Below are 26,996 nucleotides of genomic sequence, written 5' to 3'. Positions count from 1 at the left end.
CGATGACGCTTCCTCGGTCCTGCCTGCAAGGTGGCGGCCATGGGTGAACCCAGAGAACTGACGAAGCGTCATGGATTCTTCTTAGCAGGTAGGTTGACGGCCTTCGCGGCCGTCCTGTGTCTCACCTCGGCCACTGTCGCGCTGCTGCCCACGCCCTCGTCCGCCGTGACGGGGGCGGGTGGCACTACGGTGGCCGAGGGCGGTCACACGGTCCGGATCAGCCGCACCGAGTACGGCGTTCCGCACATCCTGGCCCAGGACTTCGACGGGCTCGGATATGGATACGGGTACGCGTTCGCACAGGACAACGTGTGCGAACTCGCCGACCATGTGGTGACGTTGAGGGGTGAGCGGTCCCGGTTCTTCGGGGCTGATGGAGAGCCCGGCGAGGACGAGGTGGGCGGCTCCAATCTCGCGAGCGACACGTACTACACCGGGCAGCAGCGTGCGGGCACCGTCCGCCAACTGCTCGCCCATAAGGCACCGTTGGGCCCGACGGCGGAACTGCGCCGGATGGTCGAGGGATACGCCGCCGGGTACAACCGCTATCTTCGCGACACCGGCGTCGACCACCTCCCGGACCCGACGTGCAAGGGCAAGCCCTGGGTGCGGCCGATCACCGCACTTGACCTGTGGAACGTCGTCTACGACGTCAACAGGGTCACCGCGACAGTGCCGTTGGTCCCGGACATCGGCGACGCGAAGCCTCCGACGACGACCGCCGCCGACGGCAAGGACACGGCGGCCCCCAGCACGACCGCCGAGACCTCCGCCGTCCCGGCCCTCGCCTCCGCCGACGTCGGCAGCAACGGCTGGGCCCTCGGCCGCGACGCCACCCGCACCGGCAACGCCATGGTCCTCGCCAACCCGCACCTTCCCTGGGCGGTCGGCTACTTCCGGTTCTACCAAGTGCAGTTGACGATCCCCGGCACCCTGGACGTCTCCGGTGCCGGCCTCTACGGCACACCCCTGGTCGAGATCGGCCACAACCGCACCCTCGCCTGGACACACACCGCGAGCGACGCCCAACACGCCTCCGTCTACGCGCTGAAGCTGGCACCCGGTGACCCGACCAGTTACGTGCTCGACGGCAGGACCGTGCCGATGGAACGCCGTACGGTCCCGGTCACCGTCCGGGACGCGAACGGCGGCCTCTCGACCGTCGAACGCACCCTGTACACCTCGCACTTCGGGCCCGTCCTCTCGTCCGGCTGGACCACGACGACCGCCTACGCGATCCGTGACGCCAACGCCGACAACCTGCGCTCCATGAACACCTGGCTGGCGATGGGCAAGGCACGGAACCTCGGCCAACTCCGCGCCGCCCAGGACGAGTTCCAGGGCGTCCCCTGGACCTACACCCTCGCGGCCGACACCAGCGGCGGCACGTACTTCACCGACTCCTCGGCCGTCCCGCACCTCACCGACGCCCAACTCGCCCACTGCACCCTCCCGAACGACGAGGGGCCGACCGCCCTGGACGGTTCCACGTCGGCCTGTGCCTGGGGGAGTGACCCCGACGCACTCGTGCCCGGCATCTACGGACCCGCGCGGCAACCGAAGTCGAGCCGTACCGACTACGTCGCCAACTCCAACAACGGCCCCCAGTACGTCAACCCGGAGGCGCCGATCACCGGTCTCCCGGGCGTGTACGACACCGATCCCCACCTCGACGGGCGGGCCCAGCTCGGACTCCGCATGATCGCCCAACGCCGGGACGGCACCGACGGGTTGGGCGCACCGGGCTTCACCGAAAGCACCCTGCGCGACTCGATGCTCGGCAACCGTGTCCTGTCGGCCGAGACGGGCCGCGACGACATCGTCGGCATGTGCCGCGCCCACCCGAGCCTGACGGCCACGGACGGCACGCGGGTCGACGTACGGCAGGCCTGCGCGACCCTCGCCCGCTGGGACACCCGCGCCGACACCACCAGCCGGGGCATCGTGCTCTGGAGCACGTTCTACGACCGTCTCCTCGACGGCGGCCCGCCCGACACGTGGCGCCGCGTCCCCTACGACCCCGCCCAACCCCTCACCACACCAAGGGGGTTCAACGGCGAGGACCCGCGCGTCCAACGCGCCCTGGCCGACGCCGTCCAGGACTTCGCCGCCCGTGACCTCCCGGTCGACGTCGAACTCGGCGCCGTACAGAAATGGGACGGCGTCCCGCTGCCCGGCTGTGACGCGGGCTGTTTCGACGTCGTGGAGGCGAGCCCCGACTCGGGCACCGGCACCCCGACCGCCGGGGCCTTCGGCACCAGCTTCCTGATGACCGTCGAACTGACCCCCGACGGCCCGCGCGCCCACACCCTCCTCACCTACGGCCAGTCCGTGAACCCGGCGTCGCCCCACTTCTCGGACCAGACGCGCCTCTTCTCGCGCAAGCAGTGGGTCACGGAGCGGTTCACCCAGGCGGAGATCTCCGGCGCCCCTGGTCTGGAGGTGACGACTCTGCGCAGGTGACAGGGGTCGACGTAGCGCGGGCCGGTCGTAACTCGGCGGCCGTGGTGCGGGGTTGACTGGTCTATACCCTTGACTGGTACATACCAATACGGTTCAGTGAGGGGCACCATCCCCCACCACGGCCGCCCCCCACGCCGTGACCGGTCCGACCGGCCCGTGCGCACAAAGGCTCTGCTTCGCCCTGCCCTTGGCGGGGTGCGGCCGTGCTCCGCAGAGGAGTTGAACCCTGTGTCGAGACGCCGCATCGCCGCAGTACTGACCGCACTCGTCCTCGGTAGCCTGACACCCGTGGTCCTTCCCGCCGCAGGCGCGTCCGCCGCCTCCTGTTCGAGCTATCCGAACTGGGTGGCCGGCAAGTCGTACGTCACCGGCAACATCGTCCGCTACACCGACGGCAAGGCGTACATCGCCGAGCACGACAACCCGGGCTACGACCCGGTCATCAGCACCTGGTTCTGGGAGCCGTACGCCTGCGACGGCTCCGGCACTCCCGTGGGCAACTTCGTGGTGAGCGAGGCCCAGTTCAACCAGATGTTCCCGAGCCGCAACTCCTTCTACACCTACAGCGGTCTCACCGCCGCCCTCAGCGCCTACCCGGGTTTCGCGAACACCGGCAGCGACACCACGAAGAAGCAGGAGGCCGCCGCCTTCCTCGCCAACGTCAGCCATGAGACGGGCGGGCTGGTGTACATCGTCGAGCAGAACACCGCCAACTACCCGACGTACTGCGACTGGTCCCAGTCGTACGGCTGCCCGGCCGGCCAGTCCGCCTACTACGGGCGCGGTCCGCTGCAGATCAGCTGGAACTTCAACTACAAGGCGGCCGGGGACGCGCTGGGCATCGACCTGCTGGGCAACCCCTGGCTGGTGCAGAACGACTCGGCCGTGGCCTGGAAGACCGCACTCTGGTACTGGAACACCCAGAGCGGTCCCGGCTCCATGACCCCGCACAACGCGATGGTCAACGGTGCCGGCTTCGGCCAGACCATCCGCAGCATCAACGGCTCGATCGAGTGCGACGGCAAGAGCCCCGCCCAGGTGCAGAGCCGCGTGGACGCCTACACGCGGTTCACCTCGATCCTCGGGACCAGCACCGGGGCCAACCTCTACTGCTGACCGTGCGGCACGGGCACCGGCTGGACCGTTCCAACGGCCGGTGCCCGTCCCACCCACGCGTTCCAGGGGCGGCGTGTTCCCGCAGGTCAGACCCTGTGCGAGCGTTCCAGCTTTCCGTTTCCCACGACTGTTCTGGCGGCTGGGACGGATCGCCGCGCAAGCTGCGGTTGTTCGCAGCGAGACCCACCACGAACCCGGTGACTCGCCTTCCAGCACCGCACTCAGGGGGAACCCGATCATGTCCGACACCATCTTCCGCCGCCGTACGGCACTCCTCACCGCGACCCTCGCCGCAGCCGCCTCGCTCGCACTGACCGCCTGTGGCACCGACCTGGACTCGGCGGCCGAGAACACCCCGACCGTCGCCGCCGACAAAGGCATCTCCTCGACCACGACGCCCAAGACGGACGCCGGGGACACCCAGGCCGCCGCCTCCGGTACGGACGCGTCCGTGACCTCGAAGTCGGGCAGCGGCACCACCGCCAAGGGGTCCACCGGGTCCAAGGGGTCGACCTCCGGCATCGTCACCTGCACCGGCGCGAACACCAAGGTCACCGGGCAGACCGTGTCGCGTCCGCTGAACCACCTGCTGCTGACGGTCAAGAACACCGGCTCCAGGACCTGCTACCTGTACGGCTACCCGGCCCTGCGGTTCACGGACGCCCAGTCCGTGCCCCCGGTCGACGAGGACACGCAGCCGCAGGCGGTGACCACGCTCCGCCCCGGACAGTCGGGCTACGCGGGCGTCCGCCTCTCCGCCGCCGACGGCAGCGGCTCCGGCGGCTACACCGCGAAGACGCTCTCGGTGATCTTCCAGAACCGCGCGCTCGCCTTCGTGGGCTCGGGCGTCAAGGTCGCGCTGCCCAGCAAGGGCGTGTACATCGACAGCTCCCTGACCACCACCTACTGGCTGACCAACCCTTCGGACGCCCTCAACTAGGCAGCCCGTGCCGCGAAGTTCCCTGCCGCGCAGAGAGGACGTAGGTGTGTCCAGTGCATCGAACAACGTGAACCGGCGGCCCGATCCCGGGGCGCCCGCGCACGAGCACTTCGAGGTGGTGTGGCACACCTCGTCCGACGGCGCGTTCAGGAGAGCGGGCGTGCTGGTCTGGGAGATCATCGGCATCGCGGTGGGCCTGCACTCGGCGGACGAGGTACAGCCGAGCGGTATCGAGATCCGCGAGTGGGAGGGCCCGCTCGTCGTCCGGTTCGTCTACGGCGACGATCACGAACTCGCCCGCCGGCACACGGCGTTGGTGGAACGCCGGCTCTGGAGCTGCACGGTGGGGGAGTTCCTCGCCTTCCTCCGCGAGACGGCCGCCGACCCGACGACGCAACCGGGATCCGACCCGACGACGCAACCCGGATCGGCGGATCTACCTCTCCTGGACTGCGCGTAGCCGAACCGGGCCGCATCAGCTGTGGGCACGGAGAAGAAGGAGAACGGTCGGCAGGTGATCCCCTGCGACATGACCGGCGACTCCAGCGGCGGCCCCTGGCTGGCCGACTTCAACGAGACCACCGGGGAGGGCACCCTTGTCTCGGTCCACAGTTCGCTGGACGGCTTCACGCCGACCAAGATGTACGGCGAGATCCTGGGCGCCACGGCCAGGACGATGTACGGGCGGGCCGAACGCGGCTGGTCTCAGGGCCTGTTGAGGAGGGCTGCCCCCGCCGACAGGGGCAGCCCTACGCTAATACCGCCAGGGGAGGTGCGGTGCCGGATGCCTTGCCATGACAGCCGTGGGGTTGACCAACACTGCCGGACCCGACACTTCCCGTTCCCCTGGCGGTAGTTCCAGCTTGGGGTGCCGGGCGGGTGCGGGGGGCGTGAACTCCGGCATATCGGTGGGGATATCGGTGCACGTAGTCGTCGGCGGGGGTCTCGGAGGGGGTACGTAGGTACCGGGTACCTATGTCGACCTGGTGCCCTCGGGCTGTGCCGCGGCCAGGATCTCGGTACGCGAGGTGATGCCCAACTTGGCGAGGATGTGCTCGACATGGGCGTCCACGGTGCGTTTGGAGATGACGAGCCGTTCGGCGATCTCCCGGTTGGACAGGCCCTGGGTGACGAGCGCGGCGACCTCGCGTTCGCGGCGGGTGAGGGGATCGGCGGGGCGGCTGTCCGGCGGCGCGGGGCGGGCCGTAGGGATGCCGGGCGGTTCGTCCGCGTCCGTGCGTACCGCGTCCAGGAGTTCGCGGCCCGACATCCGGGCGCCCGCCTCCCGCCAGCGCTCGTACGGTTCGGCGCCCAACGCCGCCCGTACCGCCTGCTGTTGGGACTCCTGTTCCTCAAGCAGCCGGGGCAGCATGCCGACCGGGTCGCCGCCCAGCCGTCGCGCGTGCTCCGCGTAGCCCATCAGCCAGCAGGCCCGGACGTACCGCTTCTGCCCGGCCGCGTGCCAGGCGAGGCCCAGGGACGCGAGCGCCGCGACCAGCACCTCGCCGATCTCGCTCGCCGCTTCCAGGCCCCGGCGCAGCGCCGTCGCGCTCTCCTCGGGCCGGCCGACGAGCCAGAGGATGATGCCCTGGACGGTGAGTGTGGAGCCGTACAACTGGCGTTCGCCGCGGCCCTCCAGATACGTCAGACCCGTCTCGCACCACTCCAGCGCGCGGTCCGTGTAGCCCAACGCGGCGTACAGCAGGGCGCCTTCGTAGTGGACGACGCCGATGCCCAGCGCGTCGTCCGCCGCGATCATCCGCCGACGGACCGTTTCGAGCGCCGCCGCCCCCTCCTCCACGGCCCCGCCGAGTACGGTCAGGGCGCCCAAGTAGCCCTCGCTGAACAGCTCCACGCGGCTCTCGCCGACGCGTCGCGCCACGTCGAGCGCCTGCGGGAACCGGTCCAACGCCGTCTCCAGATCGGCCGTCCAGATCCCGAACACCCCGGTCATGAACAGCCCCCAGGCCCGCGTCGCGGAGTCCTCCGGGACGAGGCCGAGCCCCTTGTCGATCCAGTACCGGCCCTCCGACAGCGTGCCCGCTGCCCGCCAGAACGCCCCGAGCCGCGTCGCCAGCCACAGCGCGTCCGACGCCCGTCCCTCGGTGGCGCAGCCGTACTTCAGGGCCGCCCGGACGTCGGCGATCTCCGCCCGTACGGCGTGGTGCAGTTGGACCTGGCCCCGGCCCATCAGACCGTTCCAAAAACGGCCGACGAGTTCGTCGTAGTGGGCGAAGTGCCGTTGCCGTACGGCCTCGGCGTCATCGGTGGCGGCCAGGCGCGCGGTGCCGTACTCGCGGATGGTGTCCAGGAGCCGGTAGCGGCGGCCGTCCTCGCCGATGCGCTGGACGACCGACTTGTCGACGAGCCCGATCAGCGCCTCGACGACCTGCTCGCCGTCGAGTTGGACCGCTCCATCAGGAGCGTCGCCCGCGCACACCCGCTCGGCGGCGGACAGTTCGAAGGAACCGGCGAACACCGACAGCCGTGCCCACAGGAGTTGTTCCTGGGGTGTGCACAGGTCGTAGGACCAGTCGATGGCCGCGCGCAGGGTCTGGTGGCGGGTGAGTGCCGTGCGTCGGCCGCCGGTCAGGACCTCGCAGTGGCGGTCCAGGCGGGCGACGAGTTCCGCGAGAGGGACGGCCCGCAGGCGTACGGCGGCGAGTTCGAGGGCGAGGGGGATGCCGTCGAGGCGGTCGACGAGGGCGAGGGTGTGCTCCCGGTCGACGCCGTCGAGGGCGAGGCCGCCGGTGACGGCCGCGGCGCGCTGGGCGAACAGGTCGACGGCGTCGGCGCGGGCCAGCGGGGCGATCGGCAGACAGCGCTCACCGGGCACGTCGAGCGGCTGCCTGCTGGTGGCGAGGACGCTCAGCCCGGGCGCCTCGCGCAGCAGGATGTCGCAGAGCATCGCGCAGGCGTCGACCAGGTGCTCACAGGTGTCGAGGACGATCAACATCCGCCGTCCGCGCAGGTGTTCCACGATGGCGTCCAACGGGGTCATGCCGGACTGCTCGGGCAGTTCCAGGACGCCCGCGAGCGTTGGCGGCACCAACTCCGGGTCGTGCAGCGCCGACAGCTCCACCAGCCGCACCCCGTCGGCGAACCGGTCGGTAGCCGCGCGGGCCGCCCGCAGTGCCGTACGGCTCTTGCCGACCCCGCCCGGACCGACCAGCGTGACCAGCCGCGACCGTGCCAACTCGGTATGCAGCATCCCGAGTTCCTCGGTGCGTCCGACGAAGCTGGTCAACTCCACCGGAAGTTGACCGCCCCGTCGCTGTCCGAAGCCGTATCCCATGCCGCCCCCATACCCGTCCGCCAACCGGTCACCACAGCGTAGGCGAGTGACTCCCGAGAGTGAACGGTAGTCGAGTCCGGCGGGTGGGCGCGAGATCGCGCGGGCGCCCGGCGGCGCGCCGATCAGGCGCCGCGCGCGCCGTTCACGCCGGGCTCACCCAGCTGCCGGTCTCGACGGAACGCACCATGGCGTCCACAACTGCCGCGCTGCGTACGGCATCCGGGAGTGTGGCGCCGTACGGCACGCCCTCGGCGACGGAGCGCAGGAAGCGGTATGCCTCGATCACCTTGAGGTCGTCGTAGCCCATCGCGTTCGCCGCGCCCGGCTGGAAGGCGCCGAACTCGCCGTCGCCCGGGCCGACATACACCGTGGTGACGGGCTGGTCCTGGTAGGTCGTGCCGCGGCTGACCGCCAGCTCGTTCATCCGGCGGAAGTCCCAGAACACCGCGCCCTTGGTGCCGTGCACCTCGAAGCCGTAGTTGTTCTGCTCGCCGACCGAGACCCGGGAGGCCTCCAGGACGCCGCGGGCGCCGGAGGCGAACCGCAGCAGGCAGTTGACGTAGTCCTCGTTCTCGACCGGGCCCAACTCGCCGCCGGTGGCCAGGGCGTGGCCCGCGGTCGCGCCGGTGGGGCGGGCCCGCTGCGGCAGGAAGATCGCCGTGTCGGCGGCCAGGGACACGATGTCGCCGAGGAGGTACCGGGCCAGGTCCGCGCCGTGCGAGGCCAGGTCGCCCAGGACGCCGTGGCCGCCGCGCTCCAGCTCGTAGCGCCAGGTCAGGGCGCCGTCCGGGTGGGCCGCGTAGTCGCTGAAGAGGCGCACGCGGATGTGCGTGACCGTGCCCAGCTCACCGGACGCGATCAGGTCGCGGGCCGCCTCCACAGCAGGCGCGTTGCGGTAGTTGAAGCCGACCGCGCCCTGGACGCCGGACTTGGTGACGGCGTCGGCCACGGCGGAGGCGTCCGACGTGGACAGGCCCACCGGCTTCTCGATCCAGATGTGCTTGCCGGCCTCCGCCATCGCGACGCCGATCTCGCGGTGCAGGAAGTTCGGCGCGGTGATGCTCACCGCCTGCACGCGCGGGTCCTCGACCACCTCGCGCCAGTCGCGGGTGGTGGAGGCGAAGCCGAACTGCTCGGCGGCCTGCTCGGCCCGACCGGGCACCTCCTCGGCGACCGTCACGAGCTGCGGCCGCACGGTCAGCTGCGGAAAGTGGTGCGGGACGCGGGCATACGCCTGCGTGTGCACCCGCCCCATCCAGCCGAAGCCCACGACGGCAACACCGAGAGAGGTCACCATGACTGCCCTTCTTTGGACCGGTCCATAAACTGTCCACGCCACAGTGGAACCCGTTCGTCCTGATGTCAATACGTGGCTGTCAACACCGAGTGTCCGCGCCTTTGACAGGGGGCGCGACCGCATGGAACGGTCCAGCCATGAGCGCTCCGACCATCCGTGATGTCGCCGAGCGGGCCGGTGTGTCGAAATCCCTGGTCTCCCTGGTGCTGCGCGGCTCCGAGCAGGTCCGACCGGAGAAACGACAGGCCGTGCTGGCCGCCGTGGAAGAACTCGGCTACCGCCCGAACGCCGCCGCGCGCAGCCTCAGCGAACGCCGCACCCGCTCGGTCGGCGTCCTGCTGAACGACCTGCGCAACCCCTGGTTCGTGGAACTCCTCGACGGCCTGGGCTCCCGCCTGCACGAGAACGGCCTGCACATGATGCTGGCCGACGGCCGCCTCAACCGCCACCTCGGCGAGGACCTCACCCGCATCTTCACGGAACTCCGCGTCGACGGCCTGATCGTGGTGGGCACCCTCCCCGGCTCCGACGAACTCCTCGCCGCCGCGACCCACATCCCCACGGTGGTCGCGGGCGCCATCGAGCCGGTCCTGCCCCACGTCGACGTCGTGGCCGGCGACGACTCGTACGGCGCTACCCTGGCCACCGAACACCTCATCTCCCTGGGGCACCGCCGTATCGCCCACATCGCCGGCCCGGGCGTCGCCGGCGCACTCCGCTGCACCTCCTTCGAAGCGGTCATGCACAGCCACGGCCTGACCGACCTCGCGACGGTAGAACAGGGCGACCACACGGAGGAGGGCGGCTACCGCGCGATGGTCCGCCTGCTCACCGCCCCGCAACGCCCCACGGCCGTCTTCGCCTTCAACGACATCGCGTGCGTCGGCGCGCTCTCGGCGGCCGAGGAACTGGGCCTCCAGGTACCTCGGGACCTGTCTCTCGTCGGTTACGACAACACGTACCTCGCGCGCCTACGACACCTCTGGCTCACCACCGTCGACAACGGCAGCCACGACATCGGCCGCCGCGCCGCGCAGCTTCTCGTCCACCGGATGAGGGATCCGAGGCGGGCGGAGGAGACGGTGCTGTCGGAGCCGCGGATTGAGGTGCGGGGGAGTACGGGACCGCCCTCGTAGGAGTAACTCCGGTGCGGGCATGATCCATACGGTGCCGAACGGCTCCGTGGCAGCGCGCCGCCCGCCCCTGCTCTGGGAACAACACTGCTGCCTGGCCCTGGAGAAGAGCGCCGACGTCGGCGAACTGGCCCGCTACAGCAGGCCCGGTGGCAGCTTCGTCTCGGTCAACGTGGGTCACGCGCCCCACGGCGCCGACGACGTCACGGGTCTGATCGTGAGCCGGCGGGAACGGATCGCCGCGGACGACCGGCTGCGGCTGGCCGCGAGTGTCGACGACATCGACGCCGCCGGGCGCGCGGGGGAGGTGGCGGTCGCCTTCGACCCGGAGGACTCCGGGCCCCTGGAAGGGGAGTTGGACCGGGTACGCCACTTCTACGACCTCGGCGTCCGCACGATGCTGCCGAGCTACAACACCCGCAACGCGGCCGGCGGCGGTTGCCTCGACGAGGTCGACGAGGGACTCATCACCTACGGCCGGGCGCTGGTACGGGAGTTGAACGCCGTCGGCATGGTCGCGGACGGTTCGCACTGCGGTGCCCGTACCGGTCTCGACCTGTGCGAGACCTCCCAACTGCCCGTCGTCTACAGCCATTCGTGCATGCGCGCGGTGTGGGACCACCCGCGCAACATCACCGACGAGCAGGTCAGGGAGTGCGCGGCGACGGGCGGGGTCGTGGGCATCACCGGAGTCGGCATCTTCCTCGGTCCCAACGACGCCTCCGTCGACGCCCTCGTACGGCACATCGACCACGCCGTCGACCTCGTCGGTCCGGAGCACGTCGGTGTGTCCACCGACTACCCGTTCGACGAAGGGGACTTCAACGCGATGCTCGAACAGAGCCCGGAGCTCCTCCCCGACTGCTACACCCGCTGGGGCCCGATGGACTTCATGCCCCCGGAGTGCCTGCTGACCGTCGAGGGCGTGCTGCTCGCCCGGGGGTACCCCGACGACGCCGTCGCCGCGATCCTCGGCGGCAACTTCTGTAGGGTCGCCGAGGCGGTGTGGCGGTAGCGAGCAACTCGCGTGTGGTACAGGTCAGTTGACTGGCAGGATGAGCGAGCGTGAGTGAACGCACCGCCTTCGTGACCATCGCCAGAGCCGCCGCGCCGCTGTACGTGAGCACCCTCGCCGCGTCGGCCGGATCGCTTGTCGACACCGCGTTGTTGGGGCGGCACGCCACCGTCTCGTTGGCCGCGTTCGCCGTGACGATCGCCGTGTTCAGTCCGGCGACCGCCACCGTGGCGGGAGCGTTGCGCGGGGTCATGCCGTTCGTCGCGCCGCGTCGGGATGATCCCAAGGGGTTGCTGCCGGTGGTGCGGAGCGGGATGTGGCTGGCGTTCGTCGTGGGTGGGGTGTGTGCGGCGGCCGTGTGCGCGGTGCCGTTGCTCGGTGGGGTGTTCGGGGTGCCGGGGGCCGTGCTGGATCAACTGAGGCTGTTTCCCTGGATGTTGGCGGGCAGCGTGTTGTTGATCGCCGTCAACTCCTCGGCCTCCTCCGTGCTGGTCGCGCTCGGGCGGTCGGCGCAGGTGATGCGGTCCGGGCTCGTGGGGACCGGGGTGTCCGTGGCGTTGTCGGTGATGTTGGTCGGGGGGCCGGGGCCGCTGCCGAGCTTCGGGCTGGCGGGGGCCGGGGTGGCCATGCTCGGCTCCAGCGCGGTCGGAGCCGGGCTCAATCAGTACGCGCTGCGTCGGCGGACCGTGCTCGCCGGGCGGCCCATCCGGCCCGGCAGGCCCGATCCGCGCGAGGTGCTGCGGCTGGCCCGCGTAGGGGTGCCGCTCGGCGCGACCGTGCTGGTGAAGTTCTCCGTGCTCGGAGTGCTGACCTTCGTCGCCGCCCGGATCGGCACCGACAGCGCCGCCGTTCACAGCGTCTCCGAGTCCCTGGTGAACGTCGTCTTCACCGCCGCCGTGGCGGTCGGGCAGGCCACGGTGCCGCTGATCGCCGGGTACGCCGAGGAACGCGACCTCGCGCGCATCCGGCGCAGTGTGGACGCCGGGATCGGCGTCGCCCTGTGCGCGGTCGTCGTCCTCGGGGCCGTCCTGGTCGTGTTCCGGGACCCGGTGATCGGCCTGTTCACCAAGGACCAGGGGCTGGCGGATCAGGTCGTACGACTGTTGCCGCTGGTCCTCGCGGTGGTCGTCACCGATGCCCTGCAGGCCGTGGCGGGCTTCGGGCTCGTCGGGCTCAAGCGCACCGTGCCGAGCCTGGTGTCCACGGCGGTGTGGTTCGGCATGCTCGCGGCCCTCGCGGTACCGGTCGCCGACGCGGCGGGACTGGCCGGCCTGTGGACCGCGCTGGCCTGCGCGAACCTCTTCCAGGCCGTCACCAAGTTCGTCTCCTTCCGGCGGCACAGCGAGCGAATCGTCGGCATGCTGCTTCCGGTGGGTGTGCGGGACGGCAACTCCGGCGCGGGCGCGGCTCAAGAGTCCGGTCGGGAGCGTTGAACGGCTGCCGAAGCTCCGCCGATCGTCAACAGGGCATGCCCGCAACGGTCGTATGGACCGGTCCAAGTCATCGAACAGTTGCTGACCATCTTTGATCCCGGGTGTATCGGCGGTGTGCGGGACCTGGGTGTCGGCAACGGGCACCTGGTGCGACCCCGGCCCCGGCAGGCGTCCGTGCGATGTGACGTCACAGCACGCGCCCATTACGGTCGTACGGACGACGGTGGCGCCGGAAGAGGGGCAGCATGAGCAGCCGGGACCTGGGTGAGATCACACGCATCGAGGACGCGGCGCTCACCCTGGCCGCGCAGGCCGGGGATGTGGCTTCCCTGGGGCTGTTGCTGGAGCGGCACAGGGCCGGGATGCGGGCCGTCGCGGTGAGTGTGCTGGGGCCGGGGCCCGATGTCGACGACGTGATGCAGGACGCGGCGCTGACCGCGCTCCGGCGCGTGGGGGATGTGCGGGACCCGGAGGCCGTAGGGCCCTGGTTGCGGATGATCGTGCGGAACCACGCCCGTTCGCTGCTGCGGGGGGTCGTCGATTTCCGGCCGCTCGATGATCTGCATGTGCCCGCCACGGAATCCGGTCCTGAGCGGTGGCTGGAGCGGCACGCCCTGCGGGACTGGATCTGGGAGGCCGTCGAGGAGCTGACTCCCGCGCTTCGGTTGCCGCTCGTGCTGCGGCATTTCAGTGTCGGGGTCACGTCGTACGAGCAGATCGCCGAGGCGTGCGGTGTGCCCGTTGGAACGGTCCGAAGTCGGCTCAGTCAGGGGCGGGCCAAGCTCGCGCTGGCCCTCGCCGCCACGGCCGACGCCCCGCATGGAGACGTCGGGCGGCGGACCCGCGCCAGCCGGATCGAGGCGCGTGAGACGCTGCACGCGGCCGAGAGCGGGCACTTCGGGAAGCTGCTCGCCGAGCGCTGGTCGCCGGAGGCCGCGCTGGTGCGGGGCAATCAACCGGTGGGCGGCAGAAGCCTGTTGGTGCGCGGGATGGACTGCGATCTGGAGGCGGGCGTACGGCAGCATCTCGCGCACGCTGTGGCCGGGCGGTCGCTGGTCGTCTGGGAGATGGACATCAGCAATCCCGACTACGACCCCGACCATTGCCCGCCCGCCGTGGCTTGGCTCATGAGTCTGGACGGTGCCGGGCGGGTGCAACGGCTGCGTCTCGTGCATCCTCGGCCGGTGCCGATCCCACGTGCCCTCATCGCGTGACCGGCGTCACATCATTTATTTCGAACTTCGTTCTTTCTCCCGCGTCCTGTCCGTGTCATCGCCGTATGCCGAACAGGGAGTTCCCATGAGTACCACCCCCACGACCGACCCGCTCGCGAACGGGACTCACACCGTCGAGATCGACGGGATCACGCAGAGCTACCACGTGCACGGCAGTGGACCGGTCTGCATCGCGCACTCCGGCGGGCCTGGCATCTTCTGGGAGTACCTGCGGATGCCCGCGCTGGAGGAGCACCTCACGGTCGTCTACCCGGAGCCCGTCGGCACCGGCGCCTCCGGCCGTCTGCCGTCCCACCCGCACGGCTACACCCGGGCCCGTTACAGCCGCTGCCTCGCGGCGCTGATCGGGCACCTCGGCGTCCCCCAGGTGCACCTCCTCGGGCACTCGCACGGCGGCTTCGTCGTCCAGTACCACGCCCTGCACGACCCCGACCGCGTCGCGGGCGTGATCCTCTACGACAGCGCCCCGGTGACCGGTCCCGAGCACGGCGCCGAGGCGATGCGCCTGGTGCGGGAGTTCGCCGCCCGGCACGCTGAGAACCCGGGGCTCCCCGAGGTCGTTGGAGCGTTCCAGAGCATCCCCACCATCTCCGACGACGCCCAGATGACCGCCGTGGCGCGGGGCATCTTCCCCGCGTACTTCGCCGACTTCTGGGGCCGGGAGGACGAGTTCGGCCCCGCGCGGGCCGGGGTGACGGCCACGTACATCTCCGGTCTCGACGACGACCTCACCCCGGATGTCATCGACGACCGCGCCGGCCTCGGCTCGCTCACCGTGCCCGCCCTCGTCCTGGTCGGCCGCCACGACGTCATCTGCGGGGTGCGCTGGGCGGAGGAGCTGCACGAGCTCATCCCGGGTTCGGAGCTGGTGATCTTCGAGGACAGCGGGCACTTCGGGCACCTGGAGGAACCGGAGGCCTTCGCGAAGGCCGTGACCGCGTTCGTCGAGGCTCCCGCCGCCAACTAGGTCATTTGGTCGAAGCCCGGCCGGACGGTCCGCTCTAGCGTGGAGCCGTCCGGAGGGTTTCCGACACAACCAAGGAGCAACGGCATGAGTGCCGTCAAGAACATCGTTCTCGTACACGGCGGATTCGTCGACGGTTCCGGCTGGCAGAACGTGTACCGCCTGCTCACCCAGGACGGCTTCCACGTCAGCGTCGTGCAGAACCCGACCCTGTCCCTCGAAGGCGACGTCGCGGTCACCCATCGCGCCCTCGACGCGCTGGACGGCCCGGCGGTCCTCGTCGGCCACTCCTACGGTGGCGCCGTGATCACCGAGGCAGGGCGCCATGACGCCGTCGCCGGGCTTGTCTACATCGCGGCCTTCGCGCCGGACAAGGACGAGTCGGTCGGTTCGCTGGTCGCCGACCCGGCACCCGGCGCACCCGTGCCGCCGATCCTGCCGCCGGTCGACGGTTTCCTCTTCTTGGACCGTGACAAGTTCGCCGCGTCCTTCGCGGGCGACCTGCCGGCCGAGGACGCCGCATTCCTGGCCGACGCGCAGGTTCCGTGGGGCCTGGACGCGGTGGGCGGAACGATCACCGAGCCGGCCTGGCGGACCAAGCCGAGCTGGTACCTCGTCACGACCGAGGACCGCATGATCCCGCCGGCGGTCCAGCACCAGATGGCCGAGCGCGCCGGTGCCACCGTGGCCGAGGCCGACGGCAGCCACGCCATCTACGTCTCCCAGCCCGCCGCGGTGGCGGACCTGATCAAGCAGGCGGCGGCCCACCAGGCCTGATGTACCGCCCCTGACCACCTGTCAACTCCCCGCTTCAGCCCGCCTGTTCACAGGCGGGCTGTCCGCGTGGGGCTTCCCGAGGAAGCCGAGCGAACCCGAGAGGGAAACAGATCCATGACGACCGTCGTCCAGGCGTCCGTCGCCGAGCAGTCCGAGGCGGAGGCCCTCTATCGATTCCAGACGGAGACCCCCGAGCCCGTCCGTACCGCGCTGGGCATGACCGCCACGAGGATCGGCGGCGGTGTGGTGCTGTCGATGCGCGAGGACATCACCCGCTTCTGGAGCAAGGCCCTCGGCTTCGGTGTCACCGCCCCCGTCACGGCCCGACTCGTCGGAGAGGTATGCGACTTCTACCGCGCGGCGGGCACCCCGCAGGCCGTCTTCCAGATAGCGCCCGCCTTCCTGCCCGAGGACTGGCCGGAGATCTGCGAGCGGCAAGGCATCGTCCAGGGCTCGTCCTGGGTGAAGCTCGTCGGCACGACCGAGGAGGCCGTGGCCCGCGCCGACGCCCTGGACCTACTGCCCGACGACATCACCGTCACCCCACTGGAGGTCCAACACGCCCTGGAATGGGGCACGGTGATGATGCGGGCCTTCGGGACACCGGTCGAGCACTACGCCGAGATGGGCGCCGCGACCGTGACCCGGCCGGGCTGGCACCCCTACGGCGCCTGGCTGGAAGGGGAGTTGGTCGGCACCGGCACCATGCTCGTCCGCGGTGACACGGCGCAGATGTTCGCCGGCGCCGTACTGCCCCACGCGCGGGGGCACGGCGGGCAGACCGCCCTGCTCGCCGCCCGGGCGCGCGCGGCAAGGGAGTTGGGATGCCGTGTCCTCGTCGCCGAGACCGGCGCCGAACAGCCCGGTACCCACAACAGTTCCCTGCACAACATGCTCCGCCTCGGCTTCGAGGTGGCCTACGAACGCCCCAACTGGAGCTGGCAGTTGGAGCCCGAGGCGAGCTGAGCGGGAGGCGTCACGGCATGGGGCCGGTCAGCGCGTCGCGCAGGCCGCCCCGTGAGGTGACGTTCAACTTCCGGAAGACACTGCGGAGATGGGCCGCCACCGTGCGCGGCGACAGGAAGAGTTGCGCGGCGATCTGCTTGTTCGTCAGCCCGGTGGCGGCCAGTTGGGCCGCCACCCGCTCCTGCGGAGTCAGCAGCGCGTACCGGTCCCGGCCGTCCGACTCGACGGGCTTCAGCGGCTTGACGGGAATGCCGCTCGCCCGCAGCTCGTTGGCCGCCCGCGCACTCCACGGGGCGGCGCCGAGCCGCTCGAACGTACCGAGCGCCGCGTCCAGGTGGATCCGGGCCGCGCCACCCGCCTTGGCGCGGCGCAGTCGCTCGCCGTAGGCCAGGCAGATCCGCGCCCAGTCGAACGGCCAGCGCTCGGCACCGGGCGTGGCGATGGCCGCCTCGAACCGGTCATGGTCGATGACATCCGGGTCCGACATCGCCTCGGCGGCATCCGTCAGCATCGCCAACCGGGGTGAGATCGAAGGGATGTCGGTCCCGCGGACCGCCGCGATGTGCGCGGCCGCCTCCTCGTGGTGGTCGGTGTGCACGGCGGCCTCGGTGAAGTCCAGCAGCAACCACAGCGCGTGCGGCATGAACCGCGGCACTTCGCCGGGCGTGACGAGGGCGCACAGCAGGCGGTGGGCAGTGTCGAAGTCCGCCCCGCCGAGCGCCGACAGGGCCCGGATGTGCGCGGCGTAGACCCGCAGCGCGCCCAGACCGCGCGGGTTGCCCCAGGACACCAGGCGGTCCGCGATCTCGCGGGCGGTGGTGCCGTCGCCGCGCGCGGCGGCCACAAGTCCCCGCTGGAAGTGGCCCGTTGAGGCCGTCAGCCGGTAGTCGTACGTCGCGCACCAGGCCAGCCCCTCCGCGGTGATCTCCAGCAGGTCGTCCCACTGGCCGCCCGCGTAGGCGTCGTTGCCCAGCAGGAACTGTGCCTGGATCGCCAGGGCCACGGCCCCGCCGTCGCGGCCGTCGTCGATGACCCGGCGCAGCGCGCTGCGGCAGCCCGGCAGGCGGTCGATGTACGAGGCGGAGAGCGCGAGGCCGAAGACCCGTACAGGATCGGTCTGTTGGCGCAGGCCGGCGATGAGGTTGTCGAGCCGGTCGAGGAAGGGCAGCGCGCCGTGCGCCGGATCGCCGAAGGTGCCCAGGATCAACGGCAGCAGGCGGCGCGACGTGGGCGGACGCCGGCGCTTCACGACGTCCTCGAAGGAGCGCCACAGTTCCGGCCGGCCGCCGTAGAAGCACACCATGAGAAGGGTGTTGAGGGCCTCGCGGAAGATGTCCTCGACCGTCTCCGTCTCGTCGGGCCACGTATGGGCCTCGATGGCGCGGATGAGCAGCCGGTGGGCGGTGTCCACATCGCCCTCGCCGTTGAGGAGTTGACTGGCCGCCGCGGTGGCGGCGGCCAGCGAGTCGGTGCCGGACGGGTCGGCGTGGTCGGCGTTGTCCAGCAGCGCGCGCACGTTGCGGAGATCGCCGGTGATGTTGGCGCCCAGGCAGGCCGCCTCAGCCAGCCGACGGGCCTTGTCCGTGCCGGTGGCGCTCAACTCCGAGGCGCGCAGCAGGGTGGTGATGGCGCCGACCGCGTCACCGCGGCGCAGGGTGCGGTACGCCACCTCGTGCAGCAGGGCGGCCACTTGGTCGTCGGGGCCGACGGCCGCGTCGGCGAGGTGCCGGGCCCGGTGCTCGGAGCCCTCGGGAAGCTCGGCGGCGAGGGCCAGTTGGGCCCACCGGCGTTCCTCGCTGGTCGACAGATCCAGCACCGCGGAACGGGTCAGCGGATGCCGGAACTCCAGCCTGCCGGTGACGCCGTCGACCTGGACGAGTCCGGCGCGCTCGGCGGGGGACAGCCCGGCGAGACCGTCCGGTCCGCCCGACGCCCGCTGGAGGATGTGCAGTTCACCCGAACCGTCCAGCACGGCGAGCAGCAGCAGCTTCCGGGTCGCGGCCGGGAGCGCGGCGACCCGGGTGGAGAAGATGCCCTTGAGCCGCTCGGTCAACGGCAGTACCGCGGGCAGGGTCCCCCGCTCCCGCTGCTGCGAGTCGTTGAGGGGGACCGGCAGTTCGAGCAGGGCGAGGGGGTTGCCCCGGGCCTCCTCGACCAGCCGCCTCCTGACCCTGGGCGTCATCGCGGGGAACCGCTCGGCCACCAGCTCGTTCGCCGAGACGTCGTCCAGGGGCCGTACCTCGTACTCGGGTATCCCGATGTTGCTGAGGAAGGACTCGTCGCCGGTCCGGGACGCGCCCAGCAGGGCGACGGGGCCGGTGCGCAGGGCGCGCGCGAGGGTGCCCAGGACCGTGGCGCTGGGCCGGTCCACCCACGCCACGTCGTCGACGATCAGCGCGAGCGGACCGGTCTCCGCGGTGGACCGTTCCAGCAAGGCGTGCACGGCGTTCGCGATGGCGAGCAGCTCGGTCGGCTGCTCCTCCGACAGCCCGCGGACCGCCTGGAGGGTCTCCGCCTGCCGTGCGGGCAGCGCGGGAATCTCCTCGGCCAGCGGTTGCAGCAGCTGGTTCAACGCCGAGAAGCTGACGCCCCGTTGGAACGGGCAGCCGGAGATCCGCAGCACCCGGAAGCCCGCTCCGGACGCGCGCGGCGCCGCGGCCTCCAGCAGGGCGGTCTTGCCCACCCCGGCCTCCCCGGTCAGTATCAGCGCGGCTCCCCGCGCCCGGGCGGTGTCGAAGTGCCCGTCGAGGACGGCCAGTTCGGCCGATCGTCCGATGAGGGCCGACGGGGTGAGGGATGCCGATGCCATGACGCCTCCCGTAGGGGTCGTGCGGTCGAGCGGGAACAGGAACGGTCCAAACGCGCCTGGGGTCGGTTCAGGCGATGCGCGCGGCAGCCTCCGCGGCGGCGTGCTGGACGGCGACACGGTCCACCGTGACCGTCTCACCGTCCACGACGACGGGCTCGCCCGCGACCCAGACGTCCCGGACCGCGCGGGAACCTGCCGCCCACATGAGGTTGGCGAGCAGTCGGCCGTCCTCGACGTCGAGGCCCGCGGCGAAGTGGGGTCCGTCCACGGAGAGATGGATCATGTCCGCCCAGTTTCCCGGGCGCAGGGCTCCGATGTCGGTCCGGCCCAGGGCCGCGGCGCCGGCCGAGGTCGCCATGAGGAAGGCGTCCGCGGCGGTGAGGGCCATGGCGTCGGCCGTGGCGAGACGGCAGAACATCATCGCGAGGCGGGCCTCCTCCCACAGGTCGAGGTCGTCGTTGCTCGCGGGCCCGTCGGTGCCGAGGCCGACCGGGACGGACGCGGCGCGCAGGGCGTGCAAGTCGGCGATGCCGGAGGCGAGTTTGGCGTTCGAGCCCGGGCAGTGCGCGACCCCGGCACCCGATGCGGCGAGCAGCCGGACGTCGTCGGCGGAGAGATGCACGGCGTGGGCCGCGAGCAGCCGCCCGTCCAACAGGCCGGTCTCCTGGAGCAGTTGAGGCACCGAACCGTGCAACTCCCGCTGGGCGACGTCCTCGGCGAGCGTCTCCGCGACATGGATGTGGACCAGGGCGCCGCGCTGGGCCGCTTCTTCCGCCGTGGCGCGCAGTGCCTCGGGCGGCAGGGTGTAGGCGGAGTGCGGGCCGTAGCAGAGCTCGACGCGCTCACCGGGCCCGAAGCGCAGGCCGTCCGTGTCGATCCACTTGCCGATGGCCGCGAGATCGGTGTGCCAGTCGTCGCCGGGCCGGTCGAAGTAGGCGGGCGCGATCAGGACCCGGCTCCCGGCCTCCAGCGCCGCGTCGGCCACCTGCTCGGCGTGCGCGTACATCTCGGCGCTGGTTGTCACGCCGTAGCGCAGCATCTCGACGCAGCCCAGCAGCATGCCCGCGTGGGCGTCGCGGGGGCGCATGCGGGCCTCGGAGGGCCAGACGGCGTCCTGGAGCCAGGACGCCAGCGGGAGGTCGCCGCCGAGTCCCCGTAGGAGGGTCATCGGGGAGTGCGCGTGAGTGTTGACCAGGCCGGGAGCGAGGATGCCGGAGAGAGAGGTGAGGGGGACGCCGGCCAGGAGCGGGGGAGCGGTGGCCGCCGGACCGCAGTGGGTGATGCGGCCGTCCGCGTCGACGTCGACCACGGCGTCGCGCAGGACGGAACAGGACGGGTCCGCCGGGAGGACCACGGGGGCGAGAAAGCGACGAGGCACGGACATGGGGGGAGCTCGTTTCCGGAGGGAGTGCTGTCAACGAGAACAAGATGTGGGACCGGTCCAAAAGTTCGATCCCGAGGGCGTGAACTCGATCACAGGAGGGTGGAAACGAGGCGTTCCGCTGTCACGGGCATCGCCGGATTCGGGTGGATAGGATGAGGTGTGTCTTCCTGGAGCCAAGCTCTGACCGTCTCCTCCGCGAGCGCCTGGGACGAGGTCTTCACCGGACTGCACGGCGCCAGCCGGATCAAGGTGCCGGACCGCCGAGCCCCGTGGAGCGGGCATCTGGAGTGGCAGCGGTCGAAGACCTACAGTCTCGCCCTGTGCTCCGGCGGCGAGGAAGTCGTGGACCGGGACAACCAGCACATCCGCACCGATCCCCGCGGCACGTACGAACTCCTCGTCCCCCTCGCCGGGTCGGCCTGGGTCGAACAGGGCGCGGCCTCCGGCGAGATCGGGCCCGGCGTCATGGCGCTGTGCGACATCGACCGGCCGCTGACGTTCGCGCACGGCGCCGACCTCCGCAGCATCTCCCTGATCGTGTCGGGCCGGCACCTCTCCGCGCGCAGCGCGCTCGCCGCCGGCGGACCGCATCTGCTCGGCGGCGACCGCGGACTCGGCCGTGTCGTACGGCAGTTGACGACCACCCTGCACGAGGAGCGCGAGCACCTCTCCGAGACGACCTTCGACATCGCCTGCGACCGGCTCCTCGACCTGGTGTGCCTCGCCGCGGAGGGTGGCGTCGACTCGGCGCCCACCGGACAGCGGGCGAGCGTCGAGACCGCGATCCGGCGTTACGTCCGGGAGCACGCCTGCGACCGTGACCTGGACGTCGTCGGCATCGCGCGGGCGCTCGGCTGGTCCGCTCGCTATGTCCAGCAGGTGCTCCAGGCCGCGGGCACCACCTCCCGCGACCTGATCCGCCGCGAACGGCTGAACGTTGCCAGAACCCGTCTGGCGAGAGCGAGTTGGACGACGTACTCGATCGCGGAGATCGCTCATGCGAGCGGCTTCGGCAGCCACGCCTCGTTCGCCACGGCGTTCCGGGCGGAGTTCGGGCTGACTCCGCGCGAAGCGCGGCGCAACAGCCAGGAGGCGCCTAGGAGTTGGCCGGGGTGAAGTACCGCCGCGGGTTGTCGACGAGCATGGTGGTGAGCTGCTCCTCGGTGACCCCGGCGGCGCGCAGGACCGGGAGAACCTGGTCGTGGAGATGGGTGTGGTGCCAGTTCGGCGCGATCTGCTCCCGTACGCCCGGCGGGAACCAGTCGATGTGGCAGGACGCGTCGTGCGACAGGACCATCCGCTCGGCGAACCCCTCGCGCGCGAGGGCTGCGACGGTCGCTACCCGCTGGTCCTCGGGCAGCAGCACGTCGAGACCGAACCGGTCCATGCCGACGTACGAACCGTTGTCGATGAGCTGGTGCAGATAGTCCAGGTCGGCGGTGTCACCGCTGTGCCCGATGACGACGGCCCCGAGGTCCACGCCCTCGCTGCGCAGGATGTCCTGCGCGACAAGTCCTGTACGGGCGGCGGCACTTGTGTGCACCGTGATCGGAGCGCCGGTACGCAGATGGGCCTGACCCACCGCACGCATCACCCGCTCGACACCCGGGGTGAGTTCGTTCTCGATCGCGCACTTCAGGAACGCGGCCCTGATGCCGGTGTGCGCGATGCCCTCGGTCAGCTCACGGACGAACAGGTCGGTCATGCCCTCGGGGCCGCCGAGCAGCGTGCCCGGGCCGTGATACCGGTAGAAGTCGGGGATGTCGGCGAGGGTGTAAATCCCGGTCGCCGCAACGATGTTGAGATCCACCCTTTCGTTCACCTGGGCGACGCGGGCGACATTGCGGCCGAGCCCGATGACGGTCGGGTCGACGAGGGTGGTGACACCGGTCGCCGCGAGGGCCTTGAGCCGGGAGACGGCATCGGCGACGCGTTCCTGTTCGTCCCAGGTCTCGGGGAGGCTCTGCCGGAGTTCTTCGCTGACGACGAAGACGTGTTCGTGCATCAGGACGGCACCGAGGGCGGTTACGGGGATGGGGCCGCGGATGGTCTGGAGTTGGGGGGCTTGAGGGGCTTGAGGGGTTGTCATGGTGATCCTTCGGTGCGTGCCCGGCTCGTGACTTGCGAAGAGACGTGCAGGGGTGGGGAGTTGGGGGGTGTGGAGGTAAGGGGCGTCAGCCGTCGGTAGCGTCGGCCGCGGCCTGCCTGATGAGGTCGGCCACGGCGTCCGGCCGGGACACGTACACGGAGTGGCTGGCGTCGGTACCAGTGACCGTGCTGCCGGCCCGCCGAGCCATGGCCCGCTGTGTGGGCGGCGGGATCATCCGGTCGTCGGTCGCCACCAGGTACCAGCTCGGCTTGTGCCGCCAGGCCGGTTCGCCGATCGCGCCGCCGATCGCGTCGAGCCCCACGGCACCTGCGAGTCGGCCATGAACTCCGCCTCGGCCAACGGGAGATCGGCCGCGAAGGACGCGTGGAACTTCTCCCGGTCGAGGAACAGGAACCCGTCGACCGGCGGCAGGATCGGTGGCGCCGGCGCGCCAGGCTCCGGGTCGGCGATCAACGTGTTGACGGACTCGCCCTTGTCGGGCGCGAACGCCGCGATGTAAACGAGCCGGGCGACCCGTTCGTGGTTCCCGGCCTCGGTGATGACGGCCCCGCCGTAGGAGTGCCCGACCAGGATCGCGGGCTCGTCCAGCGCGGCCAACACCCGCTCGGTCACCGCGACATCGCCCGCGAGGGACAGGGTCGGATTCTGTACGACGCCCACCCGGAACCCGTCGTCCGTCAGCAGTCGGCGCACCTCCCGCCAGCCGGAGCCGTCCACGAATCCGCCGTGCACGAGTACGACGTTCTCCACCGGTTCCGTATTCATGGACCCGACTCTTCCAAGGGCACACGGTTGCCGTCTTTCGCGTCGGCGCGCAGTCCTTTCGCGTGGGCGCGCGTCGAGATTGAGGAGGACGGTTGCTGGAGGTCCGGGGCGGTGCGGCCCGGGTTCGTCCATGTCCGGCGTCGTGATTCCGCGCCGGGCGGTTGAGGAAGCGCTGCGTCCTTCCACCTGGGTGCGCGCCGAGCGCGAGTGGAACAGGTGTCGGGGTTCAGAGTCCGCACCGACTGGTCAGAACTGCCCAGCCATCCCCGGGTTCGTGGCTCGGCTCCGGCCGGTCGGCGAAGCTCTGCGGGTTGTTCGCAAGCCAACTTGCCGATGGTTCCGTCGAGTTGTGTCGTGCCGGGGTGATCCCGAGCAGGTCTCACGCCGGGCAAGGCCGAGTGGACCTGACCCCCCGTCACTGAACCAAGCCGGACTGAGCGGATCCGCCGCCATCCCGGCCAAGCCCGGCCGAGCGGGTCTCGCGCCGGACTGCGGCGAGTTGGACCGGTCCCGCGCTGCGCCACTGCGCCGGTCAAACTGCCGCGTGACTCGCCACCCGCAGCAGGTAGAAGGGGCAGGGCGCCCTACTCCCATGCTGCGCTAAATGCAGCCGAGCCGAGCCGGCTCTGTGCTACGTCCCCGCCTGCAACGCCCCCACCAAGATCCCAGCCTCACTCGCCATCCCCAGGAGTTGGACCGGGGCAACGCCGGCGGCGGCATTCTCCACTTCGCCTGGCGATGATGTCTCCTATAACGCGCTACGTCATCATCTTCGCCCCCGCGCTGATACGTTGCTCGGGCTTCGGCTCCCGCACCCCCCAAACCCGTTTCATTCCCTCGCACCCCTCGCACTCCCCGAACCCCTCGAACCCGCTTCAGCCCCCCCGAACCCGCAGCCCCCCGCACCCCCCCGAAGAAGGAGAGCCGTGCCCCCGCACGGGACGCGCCGCACCCCGTCGGCCCTGTTCACCGTCGCCCTCGCGTTCCTCCTGGTGGCCGGGCCCGCCTGCGTACCCGGCGTTGAATCCCCGCCTCCGCCCACGCAAGCAGCCCCGCCGCAGACGTCCGGCCCGCCCACGGCCTACGGCGCCTACGTCGGATACGGTGCCGACGCCGTGCGCCGGGTCGCGGAGTTCGGGGCCTGGCTCGGACGGCCCGAGCCCCGGGTCGGGCATGCGTATCTGCCCGGGGAGAACTGGAGCGACATCGAGGGCGCCTCCAACGACCTTGCCCTGTGGGCCGCTTGGCGGCGGGGTGAGCAGCACCGCCTCCTCGTTCTCAACGTGCCGATGCTGGACCGCAACGAGGCCCACCTCCCCGACAGTGTGGTCCGCACGGAACTGAGAGACGGAGCGGACGGACGCTACGACGATCACTTCCGCACCCTTGCCGACCGCTTGGTCCAACTCGGCGCCCCCGACACCGAGATCGTCCTCGGCTGGGAGATGAACGGCACCACCTACACCCACCGATGCGCGCCCGACCCCGCGTCCTGGAAGCGCTATTGGACGCGCATCGTCACCGCGATGCGATCCGTTCCGGGGCAGCACTTCCGGTTCGACTTCACGCCCAACCGCGGCCGCGACGCGATCCCCTGGACCGACTGCTACCCGGGCGACGACTACGTCGACGTCATCGGCATGGACGCGTACGACGCCCCCCGCGGTCTGTCCTTCTCCCAGCAACTGACCGAGCCTTACGGGCTGTTGACGCAGGTCGACTTCGCCCGCGCCCACCACAAGCCCATCGCCTACCCCGAGTGGGGACTGTTCGACAACGGCGACAACCCCACCTACATGCGCGGCATGCTCACCTGGATGGCCGGCCAACGCCCGCTCTACCAGACCATCAGCGACTACTGCCCGCACGGCGTCTGGCGCTGCCGAGACAACCCCAAGTCCTCAGCCGTGTACCGCTCCTTGACGGACAGTCAGCCATGAGAGGGGAGGGGGGAGGGAGAACGGCACCCGCCGTTCCCCCTCCCCCTCCCCTCTCCGTCCTCCCCCTCCAGACCCTGCGTCCCGAACTACCGCCCTACGGCGTCCACTTCACGTTCGGATTCACCTGGCCGGTCCAGTTGAAGATCGCCATGTTGTCCCAGCCGTCCCCGCTGTTCGCGATGTCGGCGGGGTCCCAGCCGTTGCCGGTGACCGCGTACCAGGTCGGCTCCCAGTAGAAGACGCCGATCGCCCCCGCGCTCCGGGCCGTGTTCTGTACCGCCGTGAACTCCGCACCCTGGCCCGCCCAGGTGAGCGGATAGCCCGAGCACCCCGACGTCACCGAGTTCGCCGTACTGTCCGCGTCGGACGAGGTGAACGGGTAGGCCGTCTCCGCGATGATGACGTCCTTGCCGTAGCGCGACTTCATGTCCGAGACGACGCTGCCCATGTTGGCCAGCGTGCCGTGCCACATGCAGTAGTAACTCAGCCCGGTGATGTCCCAGTTGACGCCCTGCGCCTTGATGCCGTCGTAGAACCAGCGGGCGTTGGAGTCGCTGTCCGCGTCGGCGGTGTGGATGATCACCTGGGTGGAACTGTTGCACGCCTTGGTCGCGTTGTAGCCCGACTTCAGCAGCAGCCCGAGGTTGGTGAAGCTGTTGTTGACGACCTTGCCGTCGTCCCACAGCATGCCGACGTTGATCTCGTTGCCGATCTGCACGCTGTCCGGGGTGGTGCCCTGGGACTTGAGGCTGTTGCAGACGTCGTAGGTGTAGTTGTAGACGTCGGTCTGCAGCGCGCTGATGCCGTGGCTCGACCAGGCCGCCGGCTTGTACTGCTTGCCCGGGTCGGCCCAGGTGTCCGAGTAGTGGAAGTCGATCAGCAGCTTGAGGCCCTTGGCCTTCACCTGCTTCGCGTACGCCAGCACCTTCGCCTTGTTGTTGTAGCCGCTGGCGGGGTTGTTCCAGATCCGCAGGCGGACGTAGTTGACGCCGGCGCCCTTGAGGATGTCGAGCGGGTCCTTGGCGGTCCCGCTGGAGTCGTAGTACTTGGCGCCGAGGTCGATCGCGCGCTGCGCGGACGAGACATCGGCGCCGAGCATGGTGAGCGAGTTCGCCGCGGCGGCGTCCGTGGGGGTGAGCATCGCCGCCGGCAGGGCGACTGCGGCCAGGAGCAAGGCGGCTTTGACTATGCGGCCCGGGCTTCTCACGTGGATCCCGACCTCCTTGGGTCGACTGACATGCGCATGCGGGTATGTCTGAGAACGTTCACAGTAGGAGAGGTGACATGCGCTGTAAATATGTGTGTCGGTTGTATTTCCCGCAGTTGGTGGGCGTAACTATCGCGTGAACGGGAT

At 70.6% G+C, this 26,996-nt stretch carries 20 protein-coding genes and 1 pseudogene; 14 read left to right on the top strand and 7 right to left on the bottom strand.

Features of this window, described 5'->3' with window-relative positions:
• Positions 1 to 93: 93 nt before the first annotated feature.
• The 5 genes from OG226_RS10300 (at position 94) to OG226_RS10280 (ending at position 5,375) form a co-directional block, all read left to right on the top strand.
• Positions 94 to 2,463 (top strand): penicillin acylase family protein, encoded by a 2,370-nt coding sequence (locus OG226_RS10300; protein ID WP_329348677.1) that lies wholly within the window; start codon positions 94 to 96, stop codon positions 2,461 to 2,463.
• Positions 2,464 to 2,691: 228 nt separating this feature from the next.
• Positions 2,692 to 3,579, top strand: coding sequence for a glycoside hydrolase family 19 protein (locus OG226_RS10295; protein WP_328676552.1), 888 nt, complete (start codon positions 2,692 to 2,694; stop codon positions 3,577 to 3,579).
• Positions 3,580 to 3,817: 238 nt separating this feature from the next.
• A complete protein-coding gene (locus tag OG226_RS10290) occupies positions 3,818 to 4,519 on the top strand; it encodes a DUF4232 domain-containing protein (RefSeq protein ID WP_329348676.1) in 702 nt (233 codons plus the stop codon).
• Between the two features lie 46 nt (positions 4,520 to 4,565).
• Complete coding sequence (locus tag OG226_RS10285) at positions 4,566 to 4,979, top strand: hypothetical protein (protein WP_329348675.1); 414 nt, start codon at positions 4,566 to 4,568, stop codon at positions 4,977 to 4,979.
• Between the two features lie 54 nt (positions 4,980 to 5,033).
• A complete protein-coding gene (locus tag OG226_RS10280) occupies positions 5,034 to 5,375 on the top strand; it encodes a hypothetical protein (protein WP_329348674.1) in 342 nt (113 codons plus the stop codon).
• A gap of 117 nt (positions 5,376 to 5,492) precedes the next feature.
• On the opposite strand, the gene OG226_RS10275 is transcribed toward OG226_RS10280, so the two are convergent.
• Together OG226_RS10275 and OG226_RS10270 are read right to left on the bottom strand one after the other, a co-directional pair.
• Positions 5,493 to 7,814 carry a LuxR C-terminal-related transcriptional regulator gene (locus tag OG226_RS10275; protein WP_329348673.1) on the bottom strand — a complete coding sequence of 774 codons (2,322 nt, stop codon included), beginning with the start codon at positions 7,812 to 7,814 and terminating at the stop codon, positions 5,493 to 5,495.
• A 142-nt stretch (positions 7,815 to 7,956) separates the two neighbouring features.
• Complete coding sequence (locus OG226_RS10270) at positions 7,957 to 9,111, bottom strand: Gfo/Idh/MocA family protein (protein ID WP_328676544.1); 1,155 nt, start codon at positions 9,109 to 9,111, stop codon at positions 7,957 to 7,959.
• Positions 9,112 to 9,248: 137 nt separating this feature from the next.
• Between OG226_RS10270 and OG226_RS10265 the strand changes: the two genes are divergently transcribed.
• The 7 genes from OG226_RS10265 to OG226_RS10235 all read left to right on the top strand — a co-directional run bounded on the left by OG226_RS10265 (position 9,249) and on the right by OG226_RS10235 (position 16,634).
• Entirely contained in the window at positions 9,249 to 10,247 is a 999-nt protein-coding gene (locus tag OG226_RS10265; RefSeq protein WP_328676542.1) for a LacI family DNA-binding transcriptional regulator, read from the top strand.
• Between the two features lie 19 nt (positions 10,248 to 10,266).
• On the top strand, positions 10,267 to 11,259 hold the full coding sequence (locus OG226_RS10260; RefSeq protein ID WP_329348672.1) for a dipeptidase: 993 nt from the start codon (positions 10,267 to 10,269) through the stop codon (positions 11,257 to 11,259).
• Between the two features lie 50 nt (positions 11,260 to 11,309).
• A complete protein-coding gene (locus tag OG226_RS10255; protein WP_329348671.1) occupies positions 11,310 to 12,692 on the top strand; it encodes an MATE family efflux transporter in 1,383 nt (460 codons plus the stop codon).
• Positions 12,693 to 12,937: 245 nt separating this feature from the next.
• Entirely contained in the window at positions 12,938 to 13,906 is a 969-nt protein-coding gene (locus tag OG226_RS10250) for an RNA polymerase sigma factor (RefSeq protein ID WP_329348670.1), read from the top strand.
• 85 nt (positions 13,907 to 13,991) lie between these two features.
• The gene (locus tag OG226_RS10245) at positions 13,992 to 14,894 is read left to right on the top strand and encodes an alpha/beta fold hydrolase (RefSeq protein ID WP_329348669.1); all 903 of its coding nucleotides are present in this window, start codon (positions 13,992 to 13,994) and stop codon (positions 14,892 to 14,894) included.
• A gap of 84 nt (positions 14,895 to 14,978) precedes the next feature.
• Positions 14,979 to 15,668, top strand: coding sequence for an alpha/beta fold hydrolase (locus OG226_RS10240; RefSeq protein WP_329348668.1), 690 nt, complete (start codon positions 14,979 to 14,981; stop codon positions 15,666 to 15,668).
• 114 nt (positions 15,669 to 15,782) lie between these two features.
• Positions 15,783 to 16,634 carry a GNAT family N-acetyltransferase gene (locus tag OG226_RS10235; protein ID WP_329348667.1) on the top strand — a complete coding sequence of 284 codons (852 nt, stop codon included), beginning with the start codon at positions 15,783 to 15,785 and terminating at the stop codon, positions 16,632 to 16,634.
• 10 nt (positions 16,635 to 16,644) lie between these two features.
• Here the strand turns inward: OG226_RS10235 and OG226_RS10230 are convergent, their stop codons facing one another.
• Positions 16,645 to 19,443, bottom strand: coding sequence for an ATP-binding protein (locus OG226_RS10230; protein WP_329348666.1), 2,799 nt, complete (start codon positions 19,441 to 19,443; stop codon positions 16,645 to 16,647).
• A 67-nt stretch (positions 19,444 to 19,510) separates the two neighbouring features.
• On the bottom strand, positions 19,511 to 20,827 hold the full coding sequence (locus OG226_RS10225; RefSeq protein WP_329348665.1) for an amidohydrolase family protein: 1,317 nt from the start codon (positions 20,825 to 20,827) through the stop codon (positions 19,511 to 19,513).
• A 159-nt stretch (positions 20,828 to 20,986) separates the two neighbouring features.
• On the opposite strand from OG226_RS10225, the gene OG226_RS10220 reads away from it, so the two are divergent.
• Complete coding sequence (locus OG226_RS10220; RefSeq protein ID WP_329348664.1) at positions 20,987 to 21,943, top strand: AraC family transcriptional regulator; 957 nt, start codon at positions 20,987 to 20,989, stop codon at positions 21,941 to 21,943.
• On the opposite strand, the gene OG226_RS10215 is transcribed toward OG226_RS10220, so the two are convergent.
• Positions 21,924 to 22,916 carry a phosphotriesterase family protein gene (locus tag OG226_RS10215; RefSeq protein ID WP_329348663.1) on the bottom strand — a complete coding sequence of 331 codons (993 nt, stop codon included), beginning with the start codon at positions 22,914 to 22,916 and terminating at the stop codon, positions 21,924 to 21,926. The two genes, OG226_RS10220 and OG226_RS10215, sit on opposite strands and share 20 nt — an antisense overlap.
• Before the next feature lie 85 nt (positions 22,917 to 23,001).
• Positions 23,002 to 23,702 (bottom strand): annotated as a pseudogene (locus OG226_RS10210) (alpha/beta fold hydrolase).
• Between the two features lie 926 nt (positions 23,703 to 24,628).
• Here OG226_RS10210 and OG226_RS10205 point away from each other — a divergent pair.
• Positions 24,629 to 25,642 (top strand): glycoside hydrolase family 26 protein, encoded by a 1,014-nt coding sequence (locus OG226_RS10205; RefSeq protein WP_329348662.1) that lies wholly within the window; start codon positions 24,629 to 24,631, stop codon positions 25,640 to 25,642.
• Between the two features lie 94 nt (positions 25,643 to 25,736).
• Here OG226_RS10205 and OG226_RS10200 read toward each other — a convergent pair whose 3' ends face one another.
• Positions 25,737 to 26,816, bottom strand: coding sequence for a glycoside hydrolase family 53 protein (locus tag OG226_RS10200; protein WP_329348661.1), 1,080 nt, complete (start codon positions 26,814 to 26,816; stop codon positions 25,737 to 25,739).
• Positions 26,817 to 26,996 lie beyond the last annotated feature (180 nt).

It is taken from the genome of Streptomyces sp. NBC_01261 (assembly GCF_036226385.1).
In the GTDB taxonomy this organism is placed as follows: domain Bacteria; phylum Actinomycetota; class Actinomycetes; order Streptomycetales; family Streptomycetaceae; genus Streptomyces.
This window is presented reverse-complemented; position numbering and strand designations above follow the sequence as displayed.